Source organism: Pseudomonas sp. SED1, assembly GCF_034044025.1.
Taxonomy (GTDB): domain Bacteria; phylum Pseudomonadota; class Gammaproteobacteria; order Pseudomonadales; family Pseudomonadaceae; genus Aquipseudomonas.
Genome location: NZ_JAXCIS010000101.1, coordinates 1 through 17,867, shown reverse-complemented (window position 1 = coordinate 17,867; position 17,867 = coordinate 1). Strand labels below are relative to the sequence as shown.

The window sequence follows — 17,867 nt, the reverse complement described above, 5'->3', positions numbered from 1 at the left end:
GCGGTTTTTTTTGGGGCGGATAATCGTGCGGGAATAATCTACAAACACTTTCCCGGGGAAAACGAGAGGCTGTGTGCCCCTCAGGCTTCTACAGTTATGCACTTGAGTTTATATTCCATGGATGGCATATTTGCGTGAGTTGGGACGTTGAATATACGGACGAGTTTGGAGGCTGGTGGGGCGATCTGGATACGAAGGAGCAATCCTCGGTATCCGGGTGCTGTACGCATTTGATCCACGCCGGTGTGCCTTATTGCTGATAGGCGGGGACAAAACAGGACGAGGCCGCTGGTATGACGAATACGTCCCGCTGGCTGAGACGTTGTATGACGAACATTTGGAAACACTGCGTAAAGAGGGCCGTCACCATGGCTAAAAAATTTAGTGAGCTTCAAGCTGGCATGACACCGCAAGCTCGGGCCGATGCAGAGCGCATCCTCCAGCAGCACCTGAAAGAAATGCCTCTGCATGAACTGCGCAAGGCGCAACAGATGAGCCAGGACACGTTGGCCAAGGCGCTGAATATCAACCAGGCGGCAGTGTCCAAAATGGAGCGTCGCACCGACATGTATATCAGCACGCTGCGTAACTACATTCGCGCCATGGGAGGGGAGCTGGAGATTGTCGCCACGTTTCCTGATGGCCAGGTAAAGATCGAAAACTTTGCCAACTGAGTCATTTTTTCCGTCAACGCCCGGCCATGTGCCGGGCTTTTTGTTATCTGGAATACCTGTCGCCATTGTGCAGCTTTATAGACAATACTTGGAATTCTCGCCCTATTGGCCATCACCATGAACCAACTCCTCGCCATGCGTGCCTTCGTCCGCGTCGTCGAAACCGGCTCCTTCAGCCGCGCCTCCGACCAGCTGGCGCTGCCGCGCTCCACCGTCAGCAAACTCATCACCGACCTGGAGAAGCACCTTGGCGTCAAGCTGATGCACCGCACCACCCGTGCGCTGTCGGCGACGCCGGAAGGGTTGGAGTACTACAACCACGCGCTGTGCCTGGTGGCCGAGCTGGATGAACTGGACAATGCCCTGCGCGGGCAGAAGCTCAAGCCCAGTGGTCACCTGAAGGTGGATGCGCCGGCGTCCTTTGCCAATTGCCTGTTGATTCCTGCGCTGGTGGATTTTCATCGCGAGTATCCCGACATCACCATCGCCCTGGGCATCAGCGACCGCGCCGTGAATATCGTGGGGGAGGGTGTGGATTGCGTGCTGCGGGTTGGCAAGCTGGATGACATGGCCATGATCGGCCGCAAGGTTGCTGACCTGGAATATGTCACTTGCGCTGCGCCGGGCTACCTGGAACGCATGGGTACGCCCGAGTCTCCCGAAGACCTCGAAAAAAACCACCTCAAGGCCGGCTATTTTTTTGCCGGATCGGGCAAGCCGGAACCGTTGATTTTCGAGCAAGGCACGACTCGATACGAGGTAGGCCAGTGCGCCTTTTCGACTAACGAAGGCAATGGCCTCAAGGAAATGCTGCTCGCTGGCCTGGGCGTCGGGCAGCATTTCAAGGCCATCGTTGACTACTACGTCGAGACTGGCCAACTCGTCCCGGTGCTGGCGGGCTGGACTCGACCCGCCACGCCGTTGCACATCATCTACCCACCCAATCGACATCAGAACGCGCGGCTGAAGGTGTTTATCGACTGGGTGATCGAGCGGTTCGGCGTCAGGCAATAATCGCCGTCACGCGGATTTCAATACGCATCGCTGGCAGTCCCAGGGCTTCCACCCCCAGTTCGGTCCAGATCGGCGCGTGATTGGGCATGTAATGGCGGTACCACTTGACCATCTGCTCGTTCACCTCGGGAGGAAAACCGCCCACGTGGTAGGAGTTGACGTGGATCACATGCTCCCAGCCGGCACCCGCTTCTGCCAGGGTGCGATCCAGGTTGTGAAAGGCCAGGGCGATCTCGTCGGTGAGGGACTCGGGAATCTGAAACTGGTCATCCCAGCCGCCCTGGCCTGAGGTTTCGACGCGGTTACCCACTTTTACCGCTTGGGCGTAATGCAGGGTTTCGCGTGCAATGTCGCCGTAACCGGGCGTGATGAAGAATTCGGGCTTGCTCATGGTGTTCCTCGGCTTCAATTGACTACCCGGTGACTGTAGTGGACTGAATCGGTGAACAAAATCCCTGGTTTTTGTCATCACTGTCCATGGCTGTGCACAATCTGCACCTAGCAGTTAAAGACCGGTGCGTAGCGCTCTTCACGTTTTTTGAAGTGGATGGGCGCCATGGGGACTTTTTCACCGTTCACGAAGATATCGGGAAATGTCAGGGTGAAATCGTCCATATCGCCTTGGCCCAAACGCGTACCCGGCTCCTCGCTGCTGTAACGCACCCGGGGATCAAAGCCGGCTTCAAGGGGTTTGATGCTGAGCTGATAGGTTTTGCCCGACGCCAGTTGCACGGTGACCAGTGGCGACGCCGCGCTGACCCACAAAGGCGTGTCAGCTTTCCTGGCCGAGGGGTACAGCCGGCCGAACAGGCGCAATTCGGTGCTGGTTGAGCCGTCCGTCGCCTTAGGCGAGGCGACATACACCAATACGTGCACCCCTTTGAGTTCCGCAGAGAGTGGAGCGAAGCTGATAGCCGCCTCTGGGCCCGGGCAGGTGCGATAGAGCACGGCGTTTTGGCCAACGCTGGATTCGGGGTGCAAATAGGGGCCGGTGCTGCATCCGGCCAGAAGGGCCAGCAGAGAATAGAAAACGTAGCGTTTCAAAGGAACCACTCCATGGTGCATTGAGGGCGCTTGCTGCCCGGGCGGGCAGTTTTTCACATTTACCCCGGCAGTGCTTTGATACTATCGCCCTCCGTCGTCACCAGGAGTCACCGCCGCATGCAACACCAGTGGGATGAAATGCACCGCACCCGCAAGCCCACGTTTGTGTTGTGTGGCGAGCCCCAGGGGGATGTGCTCAATCTCTATGTCCATGGGTATTCGGCGTTCTTCAGCCAACAGCAACTGGGCAATTTCTCGCAGCAACTGGCAACCATCGAAGGCTCGACCAACCTGATGCTGTTCTGGCCGGCGGGGCACTTCCTGGAAAACCTGTTTGCACCGTTCAAGGATGTGATTACTTCGATGCTCGGCGGTGGCAGCCTGGGTGCGGCGACTATCGGGGTGGGCAAGGCGATTGCCTATTTCCTCGACCACTACAAAAGCGTCGAGGCGCGGGTGGATGAGGTCGCCAAAAGTCTGCTGCCCGAGTTGGCCAACTACCTGCACGGCGAGTCGATCAAGGTGCGGCAGATCAACCTGATCGGCCATTCCCTGGGCGCGCGTATCCTGGTCAAGAGCCTGCTGGCCAGCCCCGAAGTGGCGCGTGAATTGCCGCTGAACAACCTGTTGCTGATGGGCGGCGCGATTTGCACGTCCAGCCCGTGGGACCTGGTGTCGGCGCCGCTCAAGGGGCGGGTGATCAACTGCCATTCGAGCAAGGATTGGGCGCTGGCGCTCAAGCCCGACACCGAGCGTTGCATCGGCCGTTATGCCATCCCGCTGACACCCGCGCTAAAGGCCAAGGTCGCCAATGTGCACCTGGCCACTTTTGACCATGCCGCTTACTGGCCGCAGTTGAAGACGGTGGTGCAGTACACCGACCTGCTGCAGGAGCGCCGGGGCATGATCCGCGCTGATCAGCGCAGCCCTGAAGTGCGCTTTGCCGAAGAGGATGTGGACCTGTTCCCGCTGCTGGTGCAGGCGCGGCCGGAGGAGCTGAAGTTCTTCGCCGAACTGATGGCGCAAAAGCGCAGTGCCTCGATCGACGCCACAGTGCGCGAACCCTTGAAGCTGGCCATCGAGCTGCAGCGTATGGGCGGCGACACCTTTATGAACCTGGCCCGGGGTCATGGCGTGAGCTATCGCGAAATCGCCCAGGACGTCGCGCAACGGGTGGGTATCAAGTTTGATGAGCCGATCGAGAAAGTGGCTCTGGCGGATCTGGAACTGCAAATCGCCGAGCGACTGATCGAGCAATACAAGGACAAACTCAGCCAGGCCGATCGCCAAGTGTTCGAGGCGGAACTGAAGGCCGCGGCACAAAAGGAGCAGGGTTTTTTCAATCGTTTCGATGTCGGGCGTTCAGCCACCACCGCCCTGAGCGGCACCGCGCTGGCCGGGTTGACCGGGTTTATCCTGCGCCGGGGCGCGGCCACCGCCATTCCCGTGGTAGGGCAGGCGCTGGCGGCGGCGATGCTGCTGGTGAGCGGCGTGCGGGCGTTTTCCGGGCCGGCGTATTCCATCACCACCCTGGCGGTGCTGGTGATCGGGGTGATTCGCGAGCGTCTGGAGCGTGAGGCACTGAACCAGGAGATGGATCTGGTGGTCCAGGTGGTAGAGGCATTTGATCTGCCCCGGGAGACGGTGATGCGTACCGTCGCGTCTGACTGATAAGCTGCGTTCACGTCTTGTGTGAAAGCCTGGTACCCCGCGTGAAATTCAGCCTGCCAAAAATCGCTACTGCACCGTTCTGCCCGCCGGAAGTCGCCGGCTCCATCGTCGTTGATCTCCGTGCGTCGTTTTTCAAGCGCGTGCTGAAGTTCGCCGGGCCAGGCTTGCTGATCTCCATCGGCTACATGGACCCGGGCAACTGGGCCACGGCCATCGAGGCCGGGTCGCGCTACGGCTACAACCTGTTGTTCGTGGTGCTGCTGGCCAGCCTGGCGGGGATGGCGGTGCAGTGCCTGTGCTCGCGGCTGGGCATCGCCACCGGCAAAGACCTCGCGCAACTGAGCCGCGAGCGTTACAGCCGGCGCTCGTCGTTCGTGCAGTGGATCCTCGCGGAAATCTCGATCATCGCCACCGACCTCGCCGAAGTCCTCGGCTGCGCCCTGGCGTTTCACCTGTTGCTGGGGGTGTCGCTGACCACCGGGATTGTCATCACTGCCTTCGATACGTTGCTGATCCTGGCCCTGCAAAATCGCGGCTTCCGCCGACTGGAAGCGATCATGCTGGCGCTGGTGGCAACCATCGGCGTGTGTTTCTTTATCGAGCTGGTGCTGATCAAGCCTTATTGGCCCGACGTGTTCCGTGGTTTCACCCCGTCGCTGTCGGCCATCAGTGACGCCGCACCGTTGTACCTGGCCATCGGCATATTGGGCGCCACGGTGATGCCCCATAACCTGTACCTGCACAGCTCCATCGTGCAAACCCGGCTGTTCGGCAAGGACCTGGCCAGCCGCCAGGACGCGGTCAAGCTGGCGCGTATCGACACCATTGGCTCACTGGCGCTGGCGCTGCTGGTGAATGCGGCGATCCTGGTACTGGCCGCTGCGGCTTTCCATCAGACAGGCCACACCGACGTGGTGGAAATCCAGGACGCCTACCACCTGCTCGACCCGCTGGTGGGCGGTGCCTTCGCCAGTGTGCTGTTTGGTATTGCGCTGTTGGCTTCCGGCCAGAGCTCCACGTTCACCGGCACCATTGCCGGGCAAGTGATCATGGAAGGCTATCTCAACCTGCGCATTCCCTGCTGGCAGCGACGCCTGATTACCCGTGGCCTGGCGCTGATCCCGGCGTTCCTCGGTGTGTGGCTGATGGGCGACGATGCCATCGGCAAGCTGTTGATCCTCAGCCAGGTGGTATTGAGCCTGCAGTTGCCATTTGCGTTGTACCCGCTGATTCGCATGACGGGGGACAAGCGCCTGATGGGGCCATTCGTGAACAGTTTGCCAACGCGGCTGTTGGCTTGGAGTTTGTTTGTGGTGATCAGCGGGGCGAATGCGTGGCTGATCGGGCAGTGGTTGTTTTGAGCGAAGTGATTTACGTCAAGACGGCCAATGATGTGTATTTCGCCACTATTGGGTCGGAGGTCACTAACTTCATCGGCTCAATGATAGCCGTCGCAATGATGAGCCTATCAAACGGGTCCCTGTGATGGTGTTCAAGGTCCTTGACCGCGATGGCGTGCTCCGGGGTTATGGGCAGTTCCACGTAGCCGCTTTCCAGGCAGTATTCGCGAATTTCGTCCAGGTTGACGTTGAGCTTCCCGAGCCCGACCTTTATCGCCAGCTCCCAGAATGTGGCGGCACTGACGTAAATTTCAGCCGCGTTCTCGATCAGCTTTCTGGCCTTCGCTGACAGTTTTGGATCATCGCTCAGGGCCCAAAGCAGGATGTGGGTATCCAGCAGTATTCTCATGGGTGGTTTCCCTCAAACGCATCCAGCATGTCGTCTGGCAATGGCGCATCAAAGTCATCCGGCACCACCAGTTTGCCCTTCATTGCGCCGATTCGCCGGCCTGTCGGTTTCCCGACAGGAACAAGGCGAGCCATCGCGCGCCCATGCTTGGCTATGGTGATGATTTGGCCGGCGGCGGCATCATCGACCAGTTTTGATAAATTATTTTTTGCTTCACCCAACGGTACGGTAATCATTTGGTCTTCCCGAGGTTTTGGCCAAATATAGCCAAAATTTCGTAAGCAGGCAAAGATCAACCGACTGCTGGTGGAAGGTGATTTTTGCAGGGACGATTGTAGGTTTCCGAACGGGTAATGACTGGCATCCATGACGTCTCTCCTGAAGGAATTCGTCGAAGTCTGCCCGAGTGCAAGAGGTTTTTGACCCATGTTTTGGAAAATCAGATCGGACTTACTTAAGGGGGGACTTTTCCCGACAGTGCGGGCCGAATAGTTTCCCACGGTTACTCAACGGTCCCAGTACGGCACGGCCCCAAAACACTCGACGAAGTAGTCGATCACCGTCCGCACCTTCAACGACAGCCGCCGACTGCCCGGCCACAGCGCCGCAATCTGTTGCGGCTCCAGGGTCGTCGCCACTTCATAGTCGGTCAGCACCGCCTGCAGCGTGCCGGCACGCAGCCCTTCGCCGATCAACCAGGATGGAAACACCACCAGCCCCAGGCCCTGCTCGGCGGCGTGGGTCAGCGTGTCGGCGTGGTTGCCGGTGATCGGGCCCTTGACGCTGTAGGGGGTCCAATCGTCCTGGTCGCGGCGGAAAAACCAGCGTTGTTGGCCGGTGACGCCCTTGTAGGCCAGGCATTGGTGGTTCACCAGTTCGTCTGGATGCCGGGGGGTTCCGAAGCGCTCCAGGTAGCCAGGGCTGGCAGCCAGGCGAAAGCGCTGGGGCGCGAAGATTCGCGCCTGCATGCCGGAATCGTTCAGCACGCCAATGCGAAACAGCAGGTCGGTGCCGTCTTGCAACGGGTCGACGTAGGTGTCGGTCTGCTGGATATCCAGTTGCAGCTTCGGATACCGCCGGCACAACTCCCCGAGCCACGGCGACAGATGGCGCTGGCCAAACACCATCGGCGCATTGATACGCACCAGGCCACTGGGTTCGTTTTCCTGTTCCTGCAATGCCTGACCGGCGACTTCCAGTTGCTCCAGCATCAACCGCGCATGATGCCCCAGCAGGCGGCCGGCTTCGGTAGGGCTGACCGCGCGCGTATGGCGGTACAGCAACTGTTGGCCCAAGGCCTGCTCCATCAACTGGATTTGCCGGGAAATGGAGGAGGGCGCCAGCCCTTCACGGCGTGCGACTTCGGAGAAGCTGCCGTAATCCAGTACCGCGACAAACAGGCGAAGCGCCTTGAAACTCAGTTCGTTCAAGCCCTGCATCATGACTCCTTGCTGTGCGAATTACGCAAAGGTGTTGTCGGCATGCTCCCATTTATCGCACAGCAGTGCCACCGGATAATGCGCGCCATTGTTCCTCTCTCTAACGCGCAGGTGATGTATGCAGGCTTCTTCAGTGGCGGGTATGGCTCAGGCCAGGCCCAAGACGTTTCTTCGGTTGTTGCTATTGCCGCTGGTGATCTTCGCCGGCATGGGCTTGTCGGTGGAGGCCGGCTTGCTGGGCCCGCTGGGTGTGCAGGTCGGCCACTTGTGGGCGACCTTGAGTATCTTCGGCGTCGGCTCGGCGATCCTGTTTTTACTGTTGCTGTTCAGCGGCCCGCAAAAGGGTCCGGCGTTGACCGACCTGCCGCGCTGGCAACTGATCGGCGGCTTCCTGGGGCCGATGTACGTGGTGGTGTTGACTCTGGCTACGCCACATATCGGCATTGCGATGACCATGATTGCGATCTTGTCGGGCCAGGTAGGCAAGAGCGTGTTGATCGACCATTTCGGCTGGTTCGGCACCGCCCGCAAGCGGGTCAACGTTGAGCGCTGGATTGCACTGGCGTTGATTGTGGTGGCACTTGTTCTGATTGCGCGAGGTTAAATCGATGAACCTGATTCTATTGTTGGTGTTGGTCGTGGCCGCCGGTGCGGTATTGAGTGTGCAGGCCGCCATCAACGGCCGCCTCGGGCAGGCGGTGGGCGTATTGCGCAGCAGTCTGCTGACCTTTGTGGTGGGCGCGATCAGTACGGGCTTGCTGATTCTGTTCTTCGAGCCAGCCCACGCCGTCAGCCTGCTGGACGTGCCGAAATGGCAACTGACCGGCGCGTTGTTCGGGGTGGTGTACATGATGGTGATGGTCGGCGCGGTACCGATTGTCGGCACGGCGGTGGCGACGGTGGCGGTGATCGTCGGGCAGTTGGGCATGGGCATGTTGATCGACAACTTTGGCTGGCTCGGCAACCCGGCGATCGAACTGTCCGGCAGCCGGATCGTGGCGATGCTCTGCCTGGCGCTGGCCCTGGTGTTCATGTATCGCAGCAACGCTCGTCGGGCTGACTGAAGGGTCTTTGAACCTTGAATCATTGCCTATAGTCACTGCTTGAGGTGCCGGCGTTCGCCACACCTGGACGACCACGAAAAGGAGTCTGACCATGCAAGAGAAAACATGCGCCTGCCCCCACTGTAACTGCCAGTTGGGGAAAACCGCGGTGATGAAGGATGGCAAGGGGTATTGCTGCCAAGGCTGCGCCGAGCATCATGCCCATGGTGAGCCTTGTGCTTCGGCGACCGGGTGCGAATGCGCCAAGTCCGCCCACGGCTAACGCGAACGACCTGTACCTGTAGGAGCGAGCTTGCTCGCGAAAAAACCGAGAGCGGCGCGGGGCACCAAATGCCCCGCGTTATCGTTAACGACCTTCGCGAGCACGCTCGCTCCTACAGTTTTCAGGTAGTTTTCAGGCAGTGGAGCGCGCATCCGAGCGGCGCCACTGCACGTTTTCGATACCGAATTTCTCGGCCTGGGGCTGGCTCGTCTTCTTCACCTGCTCCCGGGCAAAGCGCCCGATACGGCCTACGCCGGCATCGCAACTTGCCCAATGCCAGGCTTCGGCGTTGTCGAGTTTTTCCAGACGGATGATGAACGACTTGGGCTGGCCATGCAGCGTGTAGTCGATCACGAAAAGTTTTGCGTTAGTCATGGACCCGTTAACCCTCCCTGTGTCTTTAAGTGACCCTCCTGACGCGGTAAAAATTCACTCGGATTATCTACCGCAGGTCTTATCATGGCTCTCCGCCCTGAATGATGTGCCCTCCATGGCCCTTGCCGCGCCGCCCGACCTCAGTGATCACGCCGTCCCCGTGCAACCTTTGGCGCGCACTTACCCGCGCGGGTTGTACATCGAGCCCCATCAACATGATTGGGGCCAGTTGCTCTATGCCATGAGCGGCGTGATGTGGGTCGAGACACCCCAGGAAGCGTTGGTGGTGCCGCCCCAGCGTGCAGTGTGGCTGCCGCCGGGTGTCGAGCACGGGATACGCGTGGTGTCGGACTTGCAGATGCGCAACATCTACCTGCGCCCGGCGCTGGCGGCGACCCTGGACAGTCAAGTGCAAGTGATCGAGGTCGGCGGGCTGCTTCGCGAACTGATCGTGGCGCTGGTGGAGCAGGGCGACCAGGGTGACCAGGCCTACTACGAGGCCGTGGTTGGCCTGGCCCTGCTGGAACTGCAGCGGGCCCGACGCTCGCCGATCCGTATCGCCTTGCCCGTGGGCGCCGATCGACGCCTGACGAATGCCTGTCAGGCGGTAATGGCGTCGCCTTCCCTGGAGATTCCCTTCGAACAGCATGCCGAAGCGGCCGGTGCCAGCGTGCGTACGTTGGCCAGGCTGTTTCAGAACAGCCTGGGTATGGGCTTTGCCGAGTGGCGCCGCCAGGTGCAGTTGGCCACCGCCGTGGCCGAGTTGATCCAGGGTCAGCCGGTCAGCGCTATCGCCCGTTCCCTGGGGTATTCGCCGAGCAGTTTCAGCGACATGTTTCGCCGCGAACTGGGGATGGCGCCGTCGCAGTATCCCGTCTGAGGCTTGGCCGAAATCCTGAAGCAGTTGGCCGATGCTTCGGATTTGGCTTCCCTACACTGCCCGCATCAACCCTTGCTGCGGAGTGTTCCATGAATTACCTGATTTCCCTGGCCATCGGCCTGTCGGTCGGCGTGATTTACGGTGCCCTGGACTTTCGCTCGCCCGCGCCTCCTGCCATCGCCCTGGTCGGGCTGATGGGCATGTTGATGGGCGAGAAGCTCTGGCCCATGGGCCGGCAGATGGTCAGCGCCTGGTTGTCCTGAAACCCTTTTTAACCTCGATGGATATTGGCCATGAAAGCACTGCAATTTTCCGCCACCGGTGATCTCGCCGCCCTTGCTTACGTCGACGTTGCCACGCCGGTGCCGGCGGCCGGTGAAGTCCTGGTGCAGATCAAGGCCGCCGGGTTGAACCCCAGCGACGTGAAGAACGTGCTCGGGCGTTTTCCCTACACCACCTTGCCACGCATTCCCGGGCGGGACTTTGCCGGGGTGGTGGTGGAGGGTCCGCAGGAACTGGTCGGCCAGGAAGTCTGGGGCACCGGTCGCGATCTGGGCTTTTTCGCTGACGGCTCCCACGCCCAGTACCTCACCGTGTCGGCCAAGGGCGTGGCGCACAAACCCAGCCATTTGAGCTTTGCCCAGGCCGCCAGCCTCGGCGTGCCGTACACCACGGCGTGGGATGCCCTTGAGCGCAGCGGTGTCGGCAAAGGCACTCGCTTGTTGGTGATAGGTGCCAATGGTGCTGTGGGCAGTGCGGCTTTGGCCCTGGCGAAAATTCGCGGGGCCCAGGTGCTCGGGGCGGTGCGTCGGCCGGAACAGGTTGAGGCCTTGCGTGAGCAGGGTTTCGAGGGCTTGTTACTGGGCCAGCCGGAAGCGCTGGGAGGGCAGGTTAACGCGCTGTTCGGTACGGGCGCCGATGTGATCTTTGACACCACCGGCTTCTGGTTGCCGGCAGCGGTGGCGGCACTCGCACCTTTTGGCCGTATCGCAATCATTGCCGCGCCGGTTGACGGGCACGTGCAACTGCCTGCCCTGGCGTTGTACCGCAAGGGTGGTTCGGTGGTGGGCATCAATTCGTTGCTCTACAACTGCGAACAGTGCGCGGTGATGCTGGAGCAATTCGGGCGGTTCTTCGATGAGGATTTGCTGCCGTTGCCGACCGGTTTGCGGGAAGTGTCGCTGGCCGACGGTGTGAAGTGCTTTGAGGAAGTGAACCGGGGCAGTGCAGACAAGATTATCTTCCTGCCCTGACCCGCTCATTGTGGGCGCGGGCTTGTGTGGGAGCGGGCTTGCTCGCGAAAGCGGTGGAACAGTGCCGAATGTATTGGCTGACACACCGTATTCGCGAGCAAGCCCGCTCCCACATTTGATCTTTATTCAGGCTTCGGGAACGCCTTTTTCCCACGCCGACCAATTCTTCAGAATCGCCTGCACCAGCGGATTACCGGTGCGGTACAGGTTTTCCAGCGCCGGCACAAAACCGCCCTGGTCCGCGTACTTCAACAAGTTGTCCACTTCACTGTAGCCCGGGTACGGCCGATCAAAGTCGGAACCGGCCCGCACCACCGCCAGGCGCTTGATGTCCACCAACCCTTCACGGCTGGCCCGCAGCAACGCTTCATAGGTGGAGTTGTCTTCCTGCTGGGTGGTGCAGTACACACCTTTATTGTCCGTCAGCAACTTGGTCCAGACTTCGGCGCGCTCACTCAGGCGAGTCCCGGAGAACCAGGTATTGCCCGCCAGGGTGTCGCACTGGGTGACCTGCGGCGGCTGATTGGCCGGCGCGTAGGGATAGTGTTTGCGCCAGGCCGTGGACTCCTTGCTTTCACTGAGTTCGACTTTCTGCGACAGCGCAAACGCCTTGGCTTGCAACTTGGGATTGAGCTCGAACACCTCGGTCTTGTAGTCCAGTGGCGGCTTCTCGTTCGGCCCCTTGGTATTGATGCCGATGTAGCCGGTCGGCCAGTCCTTCGGCGCGTCCCGTGAATCCAGCTCCCATTGGGTGCCGAACTCCACCAGGTAATGCGCCCATGCGGCGGTGCCGATGGTGCCGTGGTGCGGGTTGATCCCGGCAATCCCGGCGATCAGGAAGTAACTCTGGCGCAGGTCGAACTTGGGCGACAACGCCAGTGCCAGGGTCGAGGCGGCGGCGTTGGTCTGGCCCATGCCGGTCACCAGCAGGCACACGTCCTGGGTGTTGCAGCGAATCACTGGATACTCGGCCGACAAGCCCGGCACGCGTACTTCCTGCTTGAGCTCCAGGCGGTCGATCCAGTTCTGCGCCTCAGGGGCGAACATGGTGATCAGCATCACCTTGGGCTTGATCGGGGCCGGTGCATCGGCCAGCACGACCTGCGGCAACAGCGCCCCGGCGGCCAGGCCGATGGCGATAGAAAGGCGGGTAAAGGTCTTCATCTACTGCTCCTTGTTCACACTCAGAATTGATAGCCCACACCGGCGTAGTAACCCCAGCCGTTGGAGCGGGCGCGGAAATTACCGTCGCCAAAGTTCAGCTCGCTGCCGTCTTCCCAGTTGCCGCCGTTGTGGAAGTAACGGCCTACCAGGGTGAAACGCAGGTGAGTGAACGAATACAACAGCACGTTTGTTGCAACCAGGGAGTTGGCGGTGCGCGCAGGGTTGTCTTTGTGCAGGTCCGAGCCGAAATCGTAGTTGGTGAAGCCGATATAGGTCAGCGACGCACCATTGTCGAAGCTGCCGATGGGCACGATGTATTTCATCTGCGCACGGTAGCCGTCCCACGAATACTCGTTGCTGGCACCGTAGTTTTCCCACTGGTAACGGCCGTAGAAGTTGGCCGACAGGTTGACCCGCGAGTGGGTCTCGATGTCGGTACCCAGGCCGCTATACAGGGTGTTGGCGCGGTTGGCCTTGTTGCTGCCGTGGTCGTAGATCCAGTCAAACGCCACGTACCACTCTTTGAACGGCCCGATGGCCAGGCTGCGGCCCGCCAGGTAGTCAATGGAGATACGCGGCTCGTGCTCCATGAACACTGGGGAGCCGTGGTCCCACGCGCCTTTGTCATTGCTGTTGCCGATGCCGAAGATCTTCGGGATGTCGACGTAGCCATACAGTTCGAACGGGCCCTTGCGGCCGAAGTATTCGTACTCCAGGTACACGTCATCGGCGGGTTTGGGGCCGAAGCTGATGTCTTTGCTGCCGATTACCGTCAGGTCCTGGTTGAACCAGTCCGACAGATACACGCCTTTTTTGGAAGGGCTGGCTTCGGGGGCCAGGGTTTCGCCCTGTGCTGAGTCATCGGAGGGTTTTTCCTGCGCCAAAATGGGTGCACCGAGTACTCCCGTAACGGCAGCCAGTAGCAGGGAAACAGCAAAAGGGGTGGCCGACGCGGGCCGTCTGGAAGTGGGTTGCATTGAAAATCCCTGTTCTTACGCGGTTGTGGCCCGATTCTTCGGGTTGAGGTGAACCTGGTGGCCAAGTTCGTTCCGCAAACGTTTGCACAGGTTGTACCAATTTGTGTCAATTGCATGAAGGAATTGAGAAAAGTGCGATTTAGTCGGCCTTTTGGTCAGAAACGTAACGGACCGGATGAAGACGTGTGTGGCATCCTGCAGGACCTCGCACTGGGAGTCGTCCGATGTTCGATCACTATTTGAAACGCTGGAACCTGACACCCGAGGGTGACGCCATCATCACCCCCGGCAGCGACCTGCTGCCGGTGCGCTGGGACGGGCAGCCGGCGATGCTCAAGATCGCCCGCGAGCCTGAGGAAAAGCTCGGCGGCGAGTTGATGACCTGGTGGGCCGGCGAGGGCGCTGCGCGAGTGTTTTTGCATGACGGCGATGCGGTGCTGATGGAGCGCGCAACCGGCCCGGGTTCGCTGATGCACATGGCCCTCAACGGCCAGGACGATGGAGCCAGCCGCATTGCCTGCGCCACCGTGGCGTTGTTGCATGCGCCGCGCCCGTCGCCACCGGCGGGCTTGCACTCATTGGAGCTCTGGTTCCGCTCCCTGTGGCTCGCCGCTGAGGGTAAAGGCGGGCGGATACGCGAGTGTGCCGCCACGGCCCGCAGCCTGCTGGCTTCACCTCAGGACCCGGTGGTGCTGCACGGTGATGTGCACCACGACAACATCCTCGATTTCGGCCCCCGGGGCTGGCTGGCGATTGATCCCAAGCGGGTGACCGGCGAGCGCGGCTATGACTACGCGAACCTGATCTGCAATCCGGATTTGCCCACTTGCACCGATCCGGCGCGATTTGCACGCCAGATCGAGATCATCGCCGGGGCCGCGGGCCTTGAGCGCCAGCGCCTGTTGCAATGGGTGGTGGCGCACGCCGGTTTGTCGGCGGCGTGGTTTCTGGAGGACGACCAGCGGCACCGGGCCGATAGGGAACTGGAAGTGGCGCGTCTGGCTCAATGCGCCTTGGTAAACGGCAGCGCCTGATCACCGTTGCGGTTGAACAGGTACATCGCCGTTTCCCTTCGATACTCGCTGGGTGTCTGGTTCATCTCGATGCGAAAGTGCCGGTTGAAGTTGGAGAGGTTGGCGTAGCCCACTTCAAAGCAGATATCGGCCACTGACATTTCGCTTTGCAGCAACAAGCGACAGGCGCGCTGCACCCGGAACTTGCGCATCAGGTCGATAAAGCCGTGGCCGGTGACACGCTTGAAGAACCGCGAGAAGCCCGGCTCGCTCATGTCCAGGCGCTGGGCGATCACCGACAGTCGCAGGTCGCCGGTCAACTCCGTCATCAGGTAGTCGAAAGCCTTGTGAATGCGCTCCGAACTACGGGCGTCCAGGCTTGGCGTGTAACAGGCACTGGCCAGGCGATGGGCTTCCCCGGACGGCGCCTGCATCAAGGTGTGCAGCAGCTGGATGAACAGAATCAGGCGCGCCAGCCCTTGGGCAGGGCCGATGGATTCCAGCAGTTGCGCGGCCTTCAGTGCCGTCTCGCCGGTGAACTCCAGGCCGCGCCGGGCCCGGTCAAACAGGCCTTGCAGGTCGCCCAGCTCAGGCAGCGTGGTGCGCAGGGCCAGCAGCGCGGCACCGTCGAACTGCAACACCACATCGCGCCCCGTCAGGTACTCGCCCGGGGCGAGGTCGCCGATCCAGTCGTGGGGCAGGTCGGGGCCGATCAGCGCCACATGGCCGGCGCCAAATGCGCCGATATAGTCGCCCGCCACCAGCTTGCCGCTGCCCTGGCGGATCAGGTGGATTTCGAATTCGGGGTGATGGTTCCAGCGGGCGAGTTCGAACGGATAGTCATGTTCGTACCAGCGAAAGCCATGCTCGGGCTCGGCCAGAATCACTTCCAGCTCGGCGGGGCGTTGCTCGAAAAGGGCGGATCGGCTTGCGGGCATGGGCTTGGCCCTTCTGGGCTTTTTGGAATGGCACCAAAATACGCCCTTTGTCCAAGTAGCCGCTACCCCGGGTTTTGCCCGCCGCTGATACTTTTTTGATCTTCGCGATGCGGTTAAAAAAGTATCAGCCGGGCATCCGCCAGTCGTTTGTCCGGCCCTGGGCAAGCTGCTGTAATCGGGCCGTCAACAACAAAAACAATAAGTGGAAACCGCCATGTTCAAGATTCCGAAAGCGCTGTTCCTGCTCTCCGGCCTCACGCTCGCGACGGCCGCCCATGCTGCCGAAACCGTGACCATCGCCACGGTCAACAACAGTGACATGATCCGCATGCAACGCCTGTCCAAGGTGTTCGAACAGCAGCACCCCGAGGTGAAGCTCAATTGGGTGGTGCTCGAAGAAAATGTGCTGCGCCAGCGCCTCACCACCGACATCGCGACCCAGGGCGGCCAATTCGACGTGCTGACCATCGGCACCTATGAAACCCCGCTTTGGGGCGCCAAGCACTGGCTGGAACCGATCACGCCGCTGCCCGCCGATTATGACGTGGAAGACATCTTCCCTGCAGTGCGCCAGGGCCTGTCGGTGAACAACACCCTCTACGCCTTGCCGTTCTATGGTGAAAGCACCGTCACTTATTACCGTACCGACCTGTTCAAGCAGGCCGGCCTGACGATGCCGGAACATCCAACCTGGACCCAACTGGGCGAGTTCGCCGCCAAGCTACACCAGCCCGCCAAGGACCAATACGGCCTGTGCCTGCGGGGCAAGGCTGGCTGGGGTGAAAACGTCGCGTTGCTGAGCACCATGGCCAACGCCTTTGGTGCGCGCTGGTTTGACGAGCAATGGAAACCCGAACTGACCAGCCCGGAATGGACCGCGGCGGCAAACTTTTACGTCAACACCCTGAAAAACTACGGCCCGCCGGGGGCTTCCAGCAACGGTTTCAACGAAACCCTGGCGCTGTTCAACAGCGGCAAATGCGCGATCTGGGTCGACGCCAGCGTCGCGGGCTCCTTCACCACCGACAAAACCCAAAGCAAGGTCGCCGACAGCGTGGGCTTTGCTGCCGCGCCGACCGAGGTCACCGACAAGGGCTCGTCGTGGCTGTACGCCTGGTCCCTGGCGATCCCGGCCACCTCCAAGCACAAGGACGCCGCCAAAGCCTTCATCACCTGGGCCACCTCCAAGGAATACATCCAGCTGGTGGCGGACAAGGAGGGCGTCACCAACGTACCACCGGGCACGCGCCAGTCCACCTACAGCGCGGCGTACCTCGCCGCTGCGCCTTTTGCCAAGGTGACCTTGCAGATGATGCAACACGCCGACCCGGCGCACCCGTCGGCCAAACCCGTGCCGTACGTGGGCATCCAATACGTGACGATCCCCGAATTCCAGGCCATCGGCACCTCGGTGGGCAAGCTGTTTTCGGCGGCGCTCACCGGCGGCATGACCGTCGACAAGGCACTGGCCGAGGCGCAGTCCACCACGATGCGCGAAATGAAACGCGCCGGCTACCCGAAATAACCACCTTAGGGACACTGCATTCATGAAACGACTGGAAGGTAAAAGTGCGCTGGTCACCGGTAGCGCCCGAGGCATTGGGCGGGCGTTTGCTCAGGCCTACATCAACGAAGGTGCCACCGTCGCCATCGCCGATATCAACCTGGAACGGGCCCGGGCCACTGCCGCTGAGCTGGGCCCGAAGGCCTATGCGGTGGCGATGGACGTCACCGACCAGGCGTCCATCGACGCCGCGATCGCCGCCGTGGTAGCGCAGGCCGGCAAGCTCGACATCCTGATCAACAACGCGGCCTTGTTCGACTTGGCCCCCATCACCGATATCACCCGCGACAGCTTCGACCGGCTGTTCTCGATCAACGTCGCCGGTACGCTGTTTACCTTGCAAGCGGCGGCCAAGCAGATGATCAAACAGGGCCATGGCGGCAAGATCATCAACATGGCCAGCCAGGCCGGGCGTCGCGGTGAAGCGTTGGTGGCAGTGTACTGCGCGACCAAGGCGGCGGTGATCAGCCTCACGCAGTCGGCGGGGCTGAACTTGATCAAGCAGGGGATCAACGTGAACGCCATCGCACCGGGTGTGGTGGACGGTGAGCATTGGGACGGGGTGGACGCGATGTTTGCCAAACACGAAGGGCTGCCGCTGGGCGAGAAGAAAAAACGCGTGGGCGCCGAGGTGCCGTTTGGGCGGATGGGCACGGCGGAGGATTTGACCGGGATGGCGGTTTTCCTCGCGTCCAAAGAGGCCGACTACGTGGTTGCCCAGACCTACAACGTCGACGGCGGCAACTGGATGAATTGAGTCGGACGCATCTCCTTGAACCACCGCAG

At 60.9% G+C, this 17,867-nt stretch carries 22 protein-coding genes and 1 pseudogene; 14 read left to right on the top strand and 9 right to left on the bottom strand.

Annotation, left to right across the window (positions count from 1 at the left end; genetic code table 11):
* The first annotated feature begins 134 nt into the window (after positions 1 to 134).
* The 3 genes and pseudogenes from SNL23_RS13230 to SNL23_RS13220 all read left to right on the top strand — a co-directional run bounded on the left by SNL23_RS13230 (position 135) and on the right by SNL23_RS13220 (position 1,688).
* Positions 135 to 376: pseudogene (locus tag SNL23_RS13230) on the top strand (type II toxin-antitoxin system RelE/ParE family toxin).
* Positions 369 to 674, top strand: a complete 306-nt coding sequence (locus SNL23_RS13225; protein ID WP_076016282.1) for an XRE family transcriptional regulator — start codon at positions 369 to 371, stop codon at positions 672 to 674. Before SNL23_RS13230 ends, SNL23_RS13225 begins: the two are co-directional and overlap by 8 nt.
* Positions 675 to 791: 117 nt before the next feature.
* Entirely contained in the window at positions 792 to 1,688 is an 897-nt protein-coding gene (locus SNL23_RS13220) for a LysR family transcriptional regulator (protein WP_318302437.1), read from the top strand.
* On the opposite strand, the gene SNL23_RS13215 is transcribed toward SNL23_RS13220, so the two are convergent.
* Positions 1,678 to 2,079, bottom strand: coding sequence for a RidA family protein (locus SNL23_RS13215; protein WP_076016281.1), 402 nt, complete (start codon positions 2,077 to 2,079; stop codon positions 1,678 to 1,680). The two genes, SNL23_RS13220 and SNL23_RS13215, sit on opposite strands and share 11 nt — an antisense overlap.
* 107 nt (positions 2,080 to 2,186) lie before the next feature.
* On the bottom strand, positions 2,187 to 2,741 hold the full coding sequence (locus tag SNL23_RS13210; protein ID WP_318302438.1) for a hypothetical protein: 555 nt from the start codon (positions 2,739 to 2,741) through the stop codon (positions 2,187 to 2,189).
* Between the two features lie 108 nt (positions 2,742 to 2,849).
* Between SNL23_RS13210 and SNL23_RS13205 the strand changes: the two genes are divergently transcribed.
* The gene (locus SNL23_RS13205; RefSeq protein WP_167663878.1) at positions 2,850 to 4,403 is read left to right on the top strand and encodes a DUF726 domain-containing protein; all 1,554 of its coding nucleotides are present in this window, start codon (positions 2,850 to 2,852) and stop codon (positions 4,401 to 4,403) included.
* Positions 4,404 to 4,444: 41 nt separating this feature from the next.
* On the top strand, positions 4,445 to 5,764 hold the full coding sequence (locus SNL23_RS13200) for an Nramp family divalent metal transporter (RefSeq protein WP_318302436.1): 1,320 nt from the start codon (positions 4,445 to 4,447) through the stop codon (positions 5,762 to 5,764).
* A gap of 10 nt (positions 5,765 to 5,774) precedes the next feature.
* Here the strand turns inward: SNL23_RS13200 and SNL23_RS13195 are convergent, their stop codons facing one another.
* From SNL23_RS13195 to SNL23_RS13185, 3 genes are all read right to left on the bottom strand, one after another.
* Positions 5,775 to 6,152, bottom strand: a complete 378-nt coding sequence (locus SNL23_RS13195) for a type II toxin-antitoxin system VapC family toxin (RefSeq protein WP_076016277.1) — start codon at positions 6,150 to 6,152, stop codon at positions 5,775 to 5,777.
* The gene (locus SNL23_RS13190) at positions 6,149 to 6,520 is read right to left on the bottom strand and encodes a type II toxin-antitoxin system Phd/YefM family antitoxin (RefSeq protein WP_256576938.1); all 372 of its coding nucleotides are present in this window, start codon (positions 6,518 to 6,520) and stop codon (positions 6,149 to 6,151) included. The genes SNL23_RS13195 and SNL23_RS13190 overlap by 4 nt, the downstream gene beginning before the upstream one ends.
* Positions 6,521 to 6,658: 138 nt before the next feature.
* Positions 6,659 to 7,591, bottom strand: coding sequence for a LysR family transcriptional regulator (locus SNL23_RS13185; protein ID WP_318302435.1), 933 nt, complete (start codon positions 7,589 to 7,591; stop codon positions 6,659 to 6,661).
* 118 nt (positions 7,592 to 7,709) lie between these two features.
* Here SNL23_RS13185 and SNL23_RS13180 point away from each other — a divergent pair, with 118 nt between their 5' ends.
* The 3 genes from SNL23_RS13180 to SNL23_RS13170 all read left to right on the top strand — a co-directional run bounded on the left by SNL23_RS13180 (position 7,710) and on the right by SNL23_RS13170 (position 8,917).
* The gene (locus SNL23_RS13180) at positions 7,710 to 8,195 is read left to right on the top strand and encodes a DMT family transporter (RefSeq protein WP_318302434.1); all 486 of its coding nucleotides are present in this window, start codon (positions 7,710 to 7,712) and stop codon (positions 8,193 to 8,195) included.
* Between the two features lie 4 nt (positions 8,196 to 8,199).
* Complete coding sequence (locus tag SNL23_RS13175; RefSeq protein WP_003208100.1) at positions 8,200 to 8,655, top strand: DMT family transporter; 456 nt, start codon at positions 8,200 to 8,202, stop codon at positions 8,653 to 8,655.
* Positions 8,656 to 8,746: 91 nt separating this feature from the next.
* Positions 8,747 to 8,917 (top strand): metallothionein, encoded by a 171-nt coding sequence (locus SNL23_RS13170; RefSeq protein WP_076016274.1) that lies wholly within the window; start codon positions 8,747 to 8,749, stop codon positions 8,915 to 8,917.
* A 132-nt stretch (positions 8,918 to 9,049) separates the two neighbouring features.
* Here SNL23_RS13170 and SNL23_RS13165 read toward each other — a convergent pair whose 3' ends face one another.
* On the bottom strand, positions 9,050 to 9,292 hold the full coding sequence (locus SNL23_RS13165; protein WP_076016273.1) for a DUF6555 family protein: 243 nt from the start codon (positions 9,290 to 9,292) through the stop codon (positions 9,050 to 9,052).
* A gap of 115 nt (positions 9,293 to 9,407) precedes the next feature.
* On the opposite strand from SNL23_RS13165, the gene SNL23_RS13160 reads away from it, so the two are divergent.
* The 3 genes from SNL23_RS13160 (at position 9,408) to SNL23_RS13150 (ending at position 11,425) form a co-directional block, all read left to right on the top strand.
* Positions 9,408 to 10,172, top strand: coding sequence for an AraC family transcriptional regulator (locus SNL23_RS13160; RefSeq protein ID WP_318302433.1), 765 nt, complete (start codon positions 9,408 to 9,410; stop codon positions 10,170 to 10,172).
* Positions 10,173 to 10,261: 89 nt separating this feature from the next.
* The gene (locus tag SNL23_RS13155; protein ID WP_076016271.1) at positions 10,262 to 10,435 is read left to right on the top strand and encodes a DUF1427 family protein; all 174 of its coding nucleotides are present in this window, start codon (positions 10,262 to 10,264) and stop codon (positions 10,433 to 10,435) included.
* Between the two features lie 30 nt (positions 10,436 to 10,465).
* Positions 10,466 to 11,425, top strand: a complete 960-nt coding sequence (locus tag SNL23_RS13150) for a quinone oxidoreductase family protein (protein ID WP_318302432.1) — start codon at positions 10,466 to 10,468, stop codon at positions 11,423 to 11,425.
* A 126-nt stretch (positions 11,426 to 11,551) separates the two neighbouring features.
* Here the strand turns inward: SNL23_RS13150 and SNL23_RS13145 are convergent, their stop codons facing one another.
* Together SNL23_RS13145 and SNL23_RS13140 are read right to left on the bottom strand one after the other, a co-directional pair.
* Positions 11,552 to 12,589: a purine-nucleoside phosphorylase gene (locus SNL23_RS13145; RefSeq protein ID WP_063029317.1), complete on the bottom strand. Its 1,038-nt coding sequence runs from the start codon at positions 12,587 to 12,589 to the stop codon at positions 11,552 to 11,554.
* Positions 12,590 to 12,609: 20 nt separating this feature from the next.
* Positions 12,610 to 13,566 (bottom strand): nucleoside-specific channel-forming protein Tsx, encoded by a 957-nt coding sequence (locus tag SNL23_RS13140; RefSeq protein WP_318302431.1) that lies wholly within the window; start codon positions 13,564 to 13,566, stop codon positions 12,610 to 12,612.
* 224 nt (positions 13,567 to 13,790) lie between these two features.
* Here SNL23_RS13140 and SNL23_RS13135 point away from each other — a divergent pair, with 224 nt between their 5' ends.
* On the top strand, positions 13,791 to 14,600 hold the full coding sequence (locus SNL23_RS13135) for an aminoglycoside phosphotransferase family protein (protein ID WP_076016267.1): 810 nt from the start codon (positions 13,791 to 13,793) through the stop codon (positions 14,598 to 14,600).
* Here SNL23_RS13135 and SNL23_RS13130 read toward each other — a convergent pair.
* Positions 14,570 to 15,517 (bottom strand): helix-turn-helix domain-containing protein, encoded by a 948-nt coding sequence (locus SNL23_RS13130; RefSeq protein ID WP_076016266.1) that lies wholly within the window; start codon positions 15,515 to 15,517, stop codon positions 14,570 to 14,572. The two genes, SNL23_RS13135 and SNL23_RS13130, sit on opposite strands and share 31 nt — an antisense overlap.
* A gap of 214 nt (positions 15,518 to 15,731) precedes the next feature.
* Between SNL23_RS13130 and SNL23_RS13125 the strand changes: the two genes are divergently transcribed.
* Positions 15,732 to 17,042: an ABC transporter substrate-binding protein gene (locus SNL23_RS13125; protein ID WP_318302430.1), complete on the top strand. Its 1,311-nt coding sequence runs from the start codon at positions 15,732 to 15,734 to the stop codon at positions 17,040 to 17,042.
* A 22-nt stretch (positions 17,043 to 17,064) separates the two neighbouring features.
* A complete protein-coding gene (locus tag SNL23_RS13120; protein ID WP_167663872.1) occupies positions 17,065 to 17,838 on the top strand; it encodes an L-iditol 2-dehydrogenase in 774 nt (257 codons plus the stop codon).
* Positions 17,839 to 17,867: the final 29 nt, after the last annotated feature.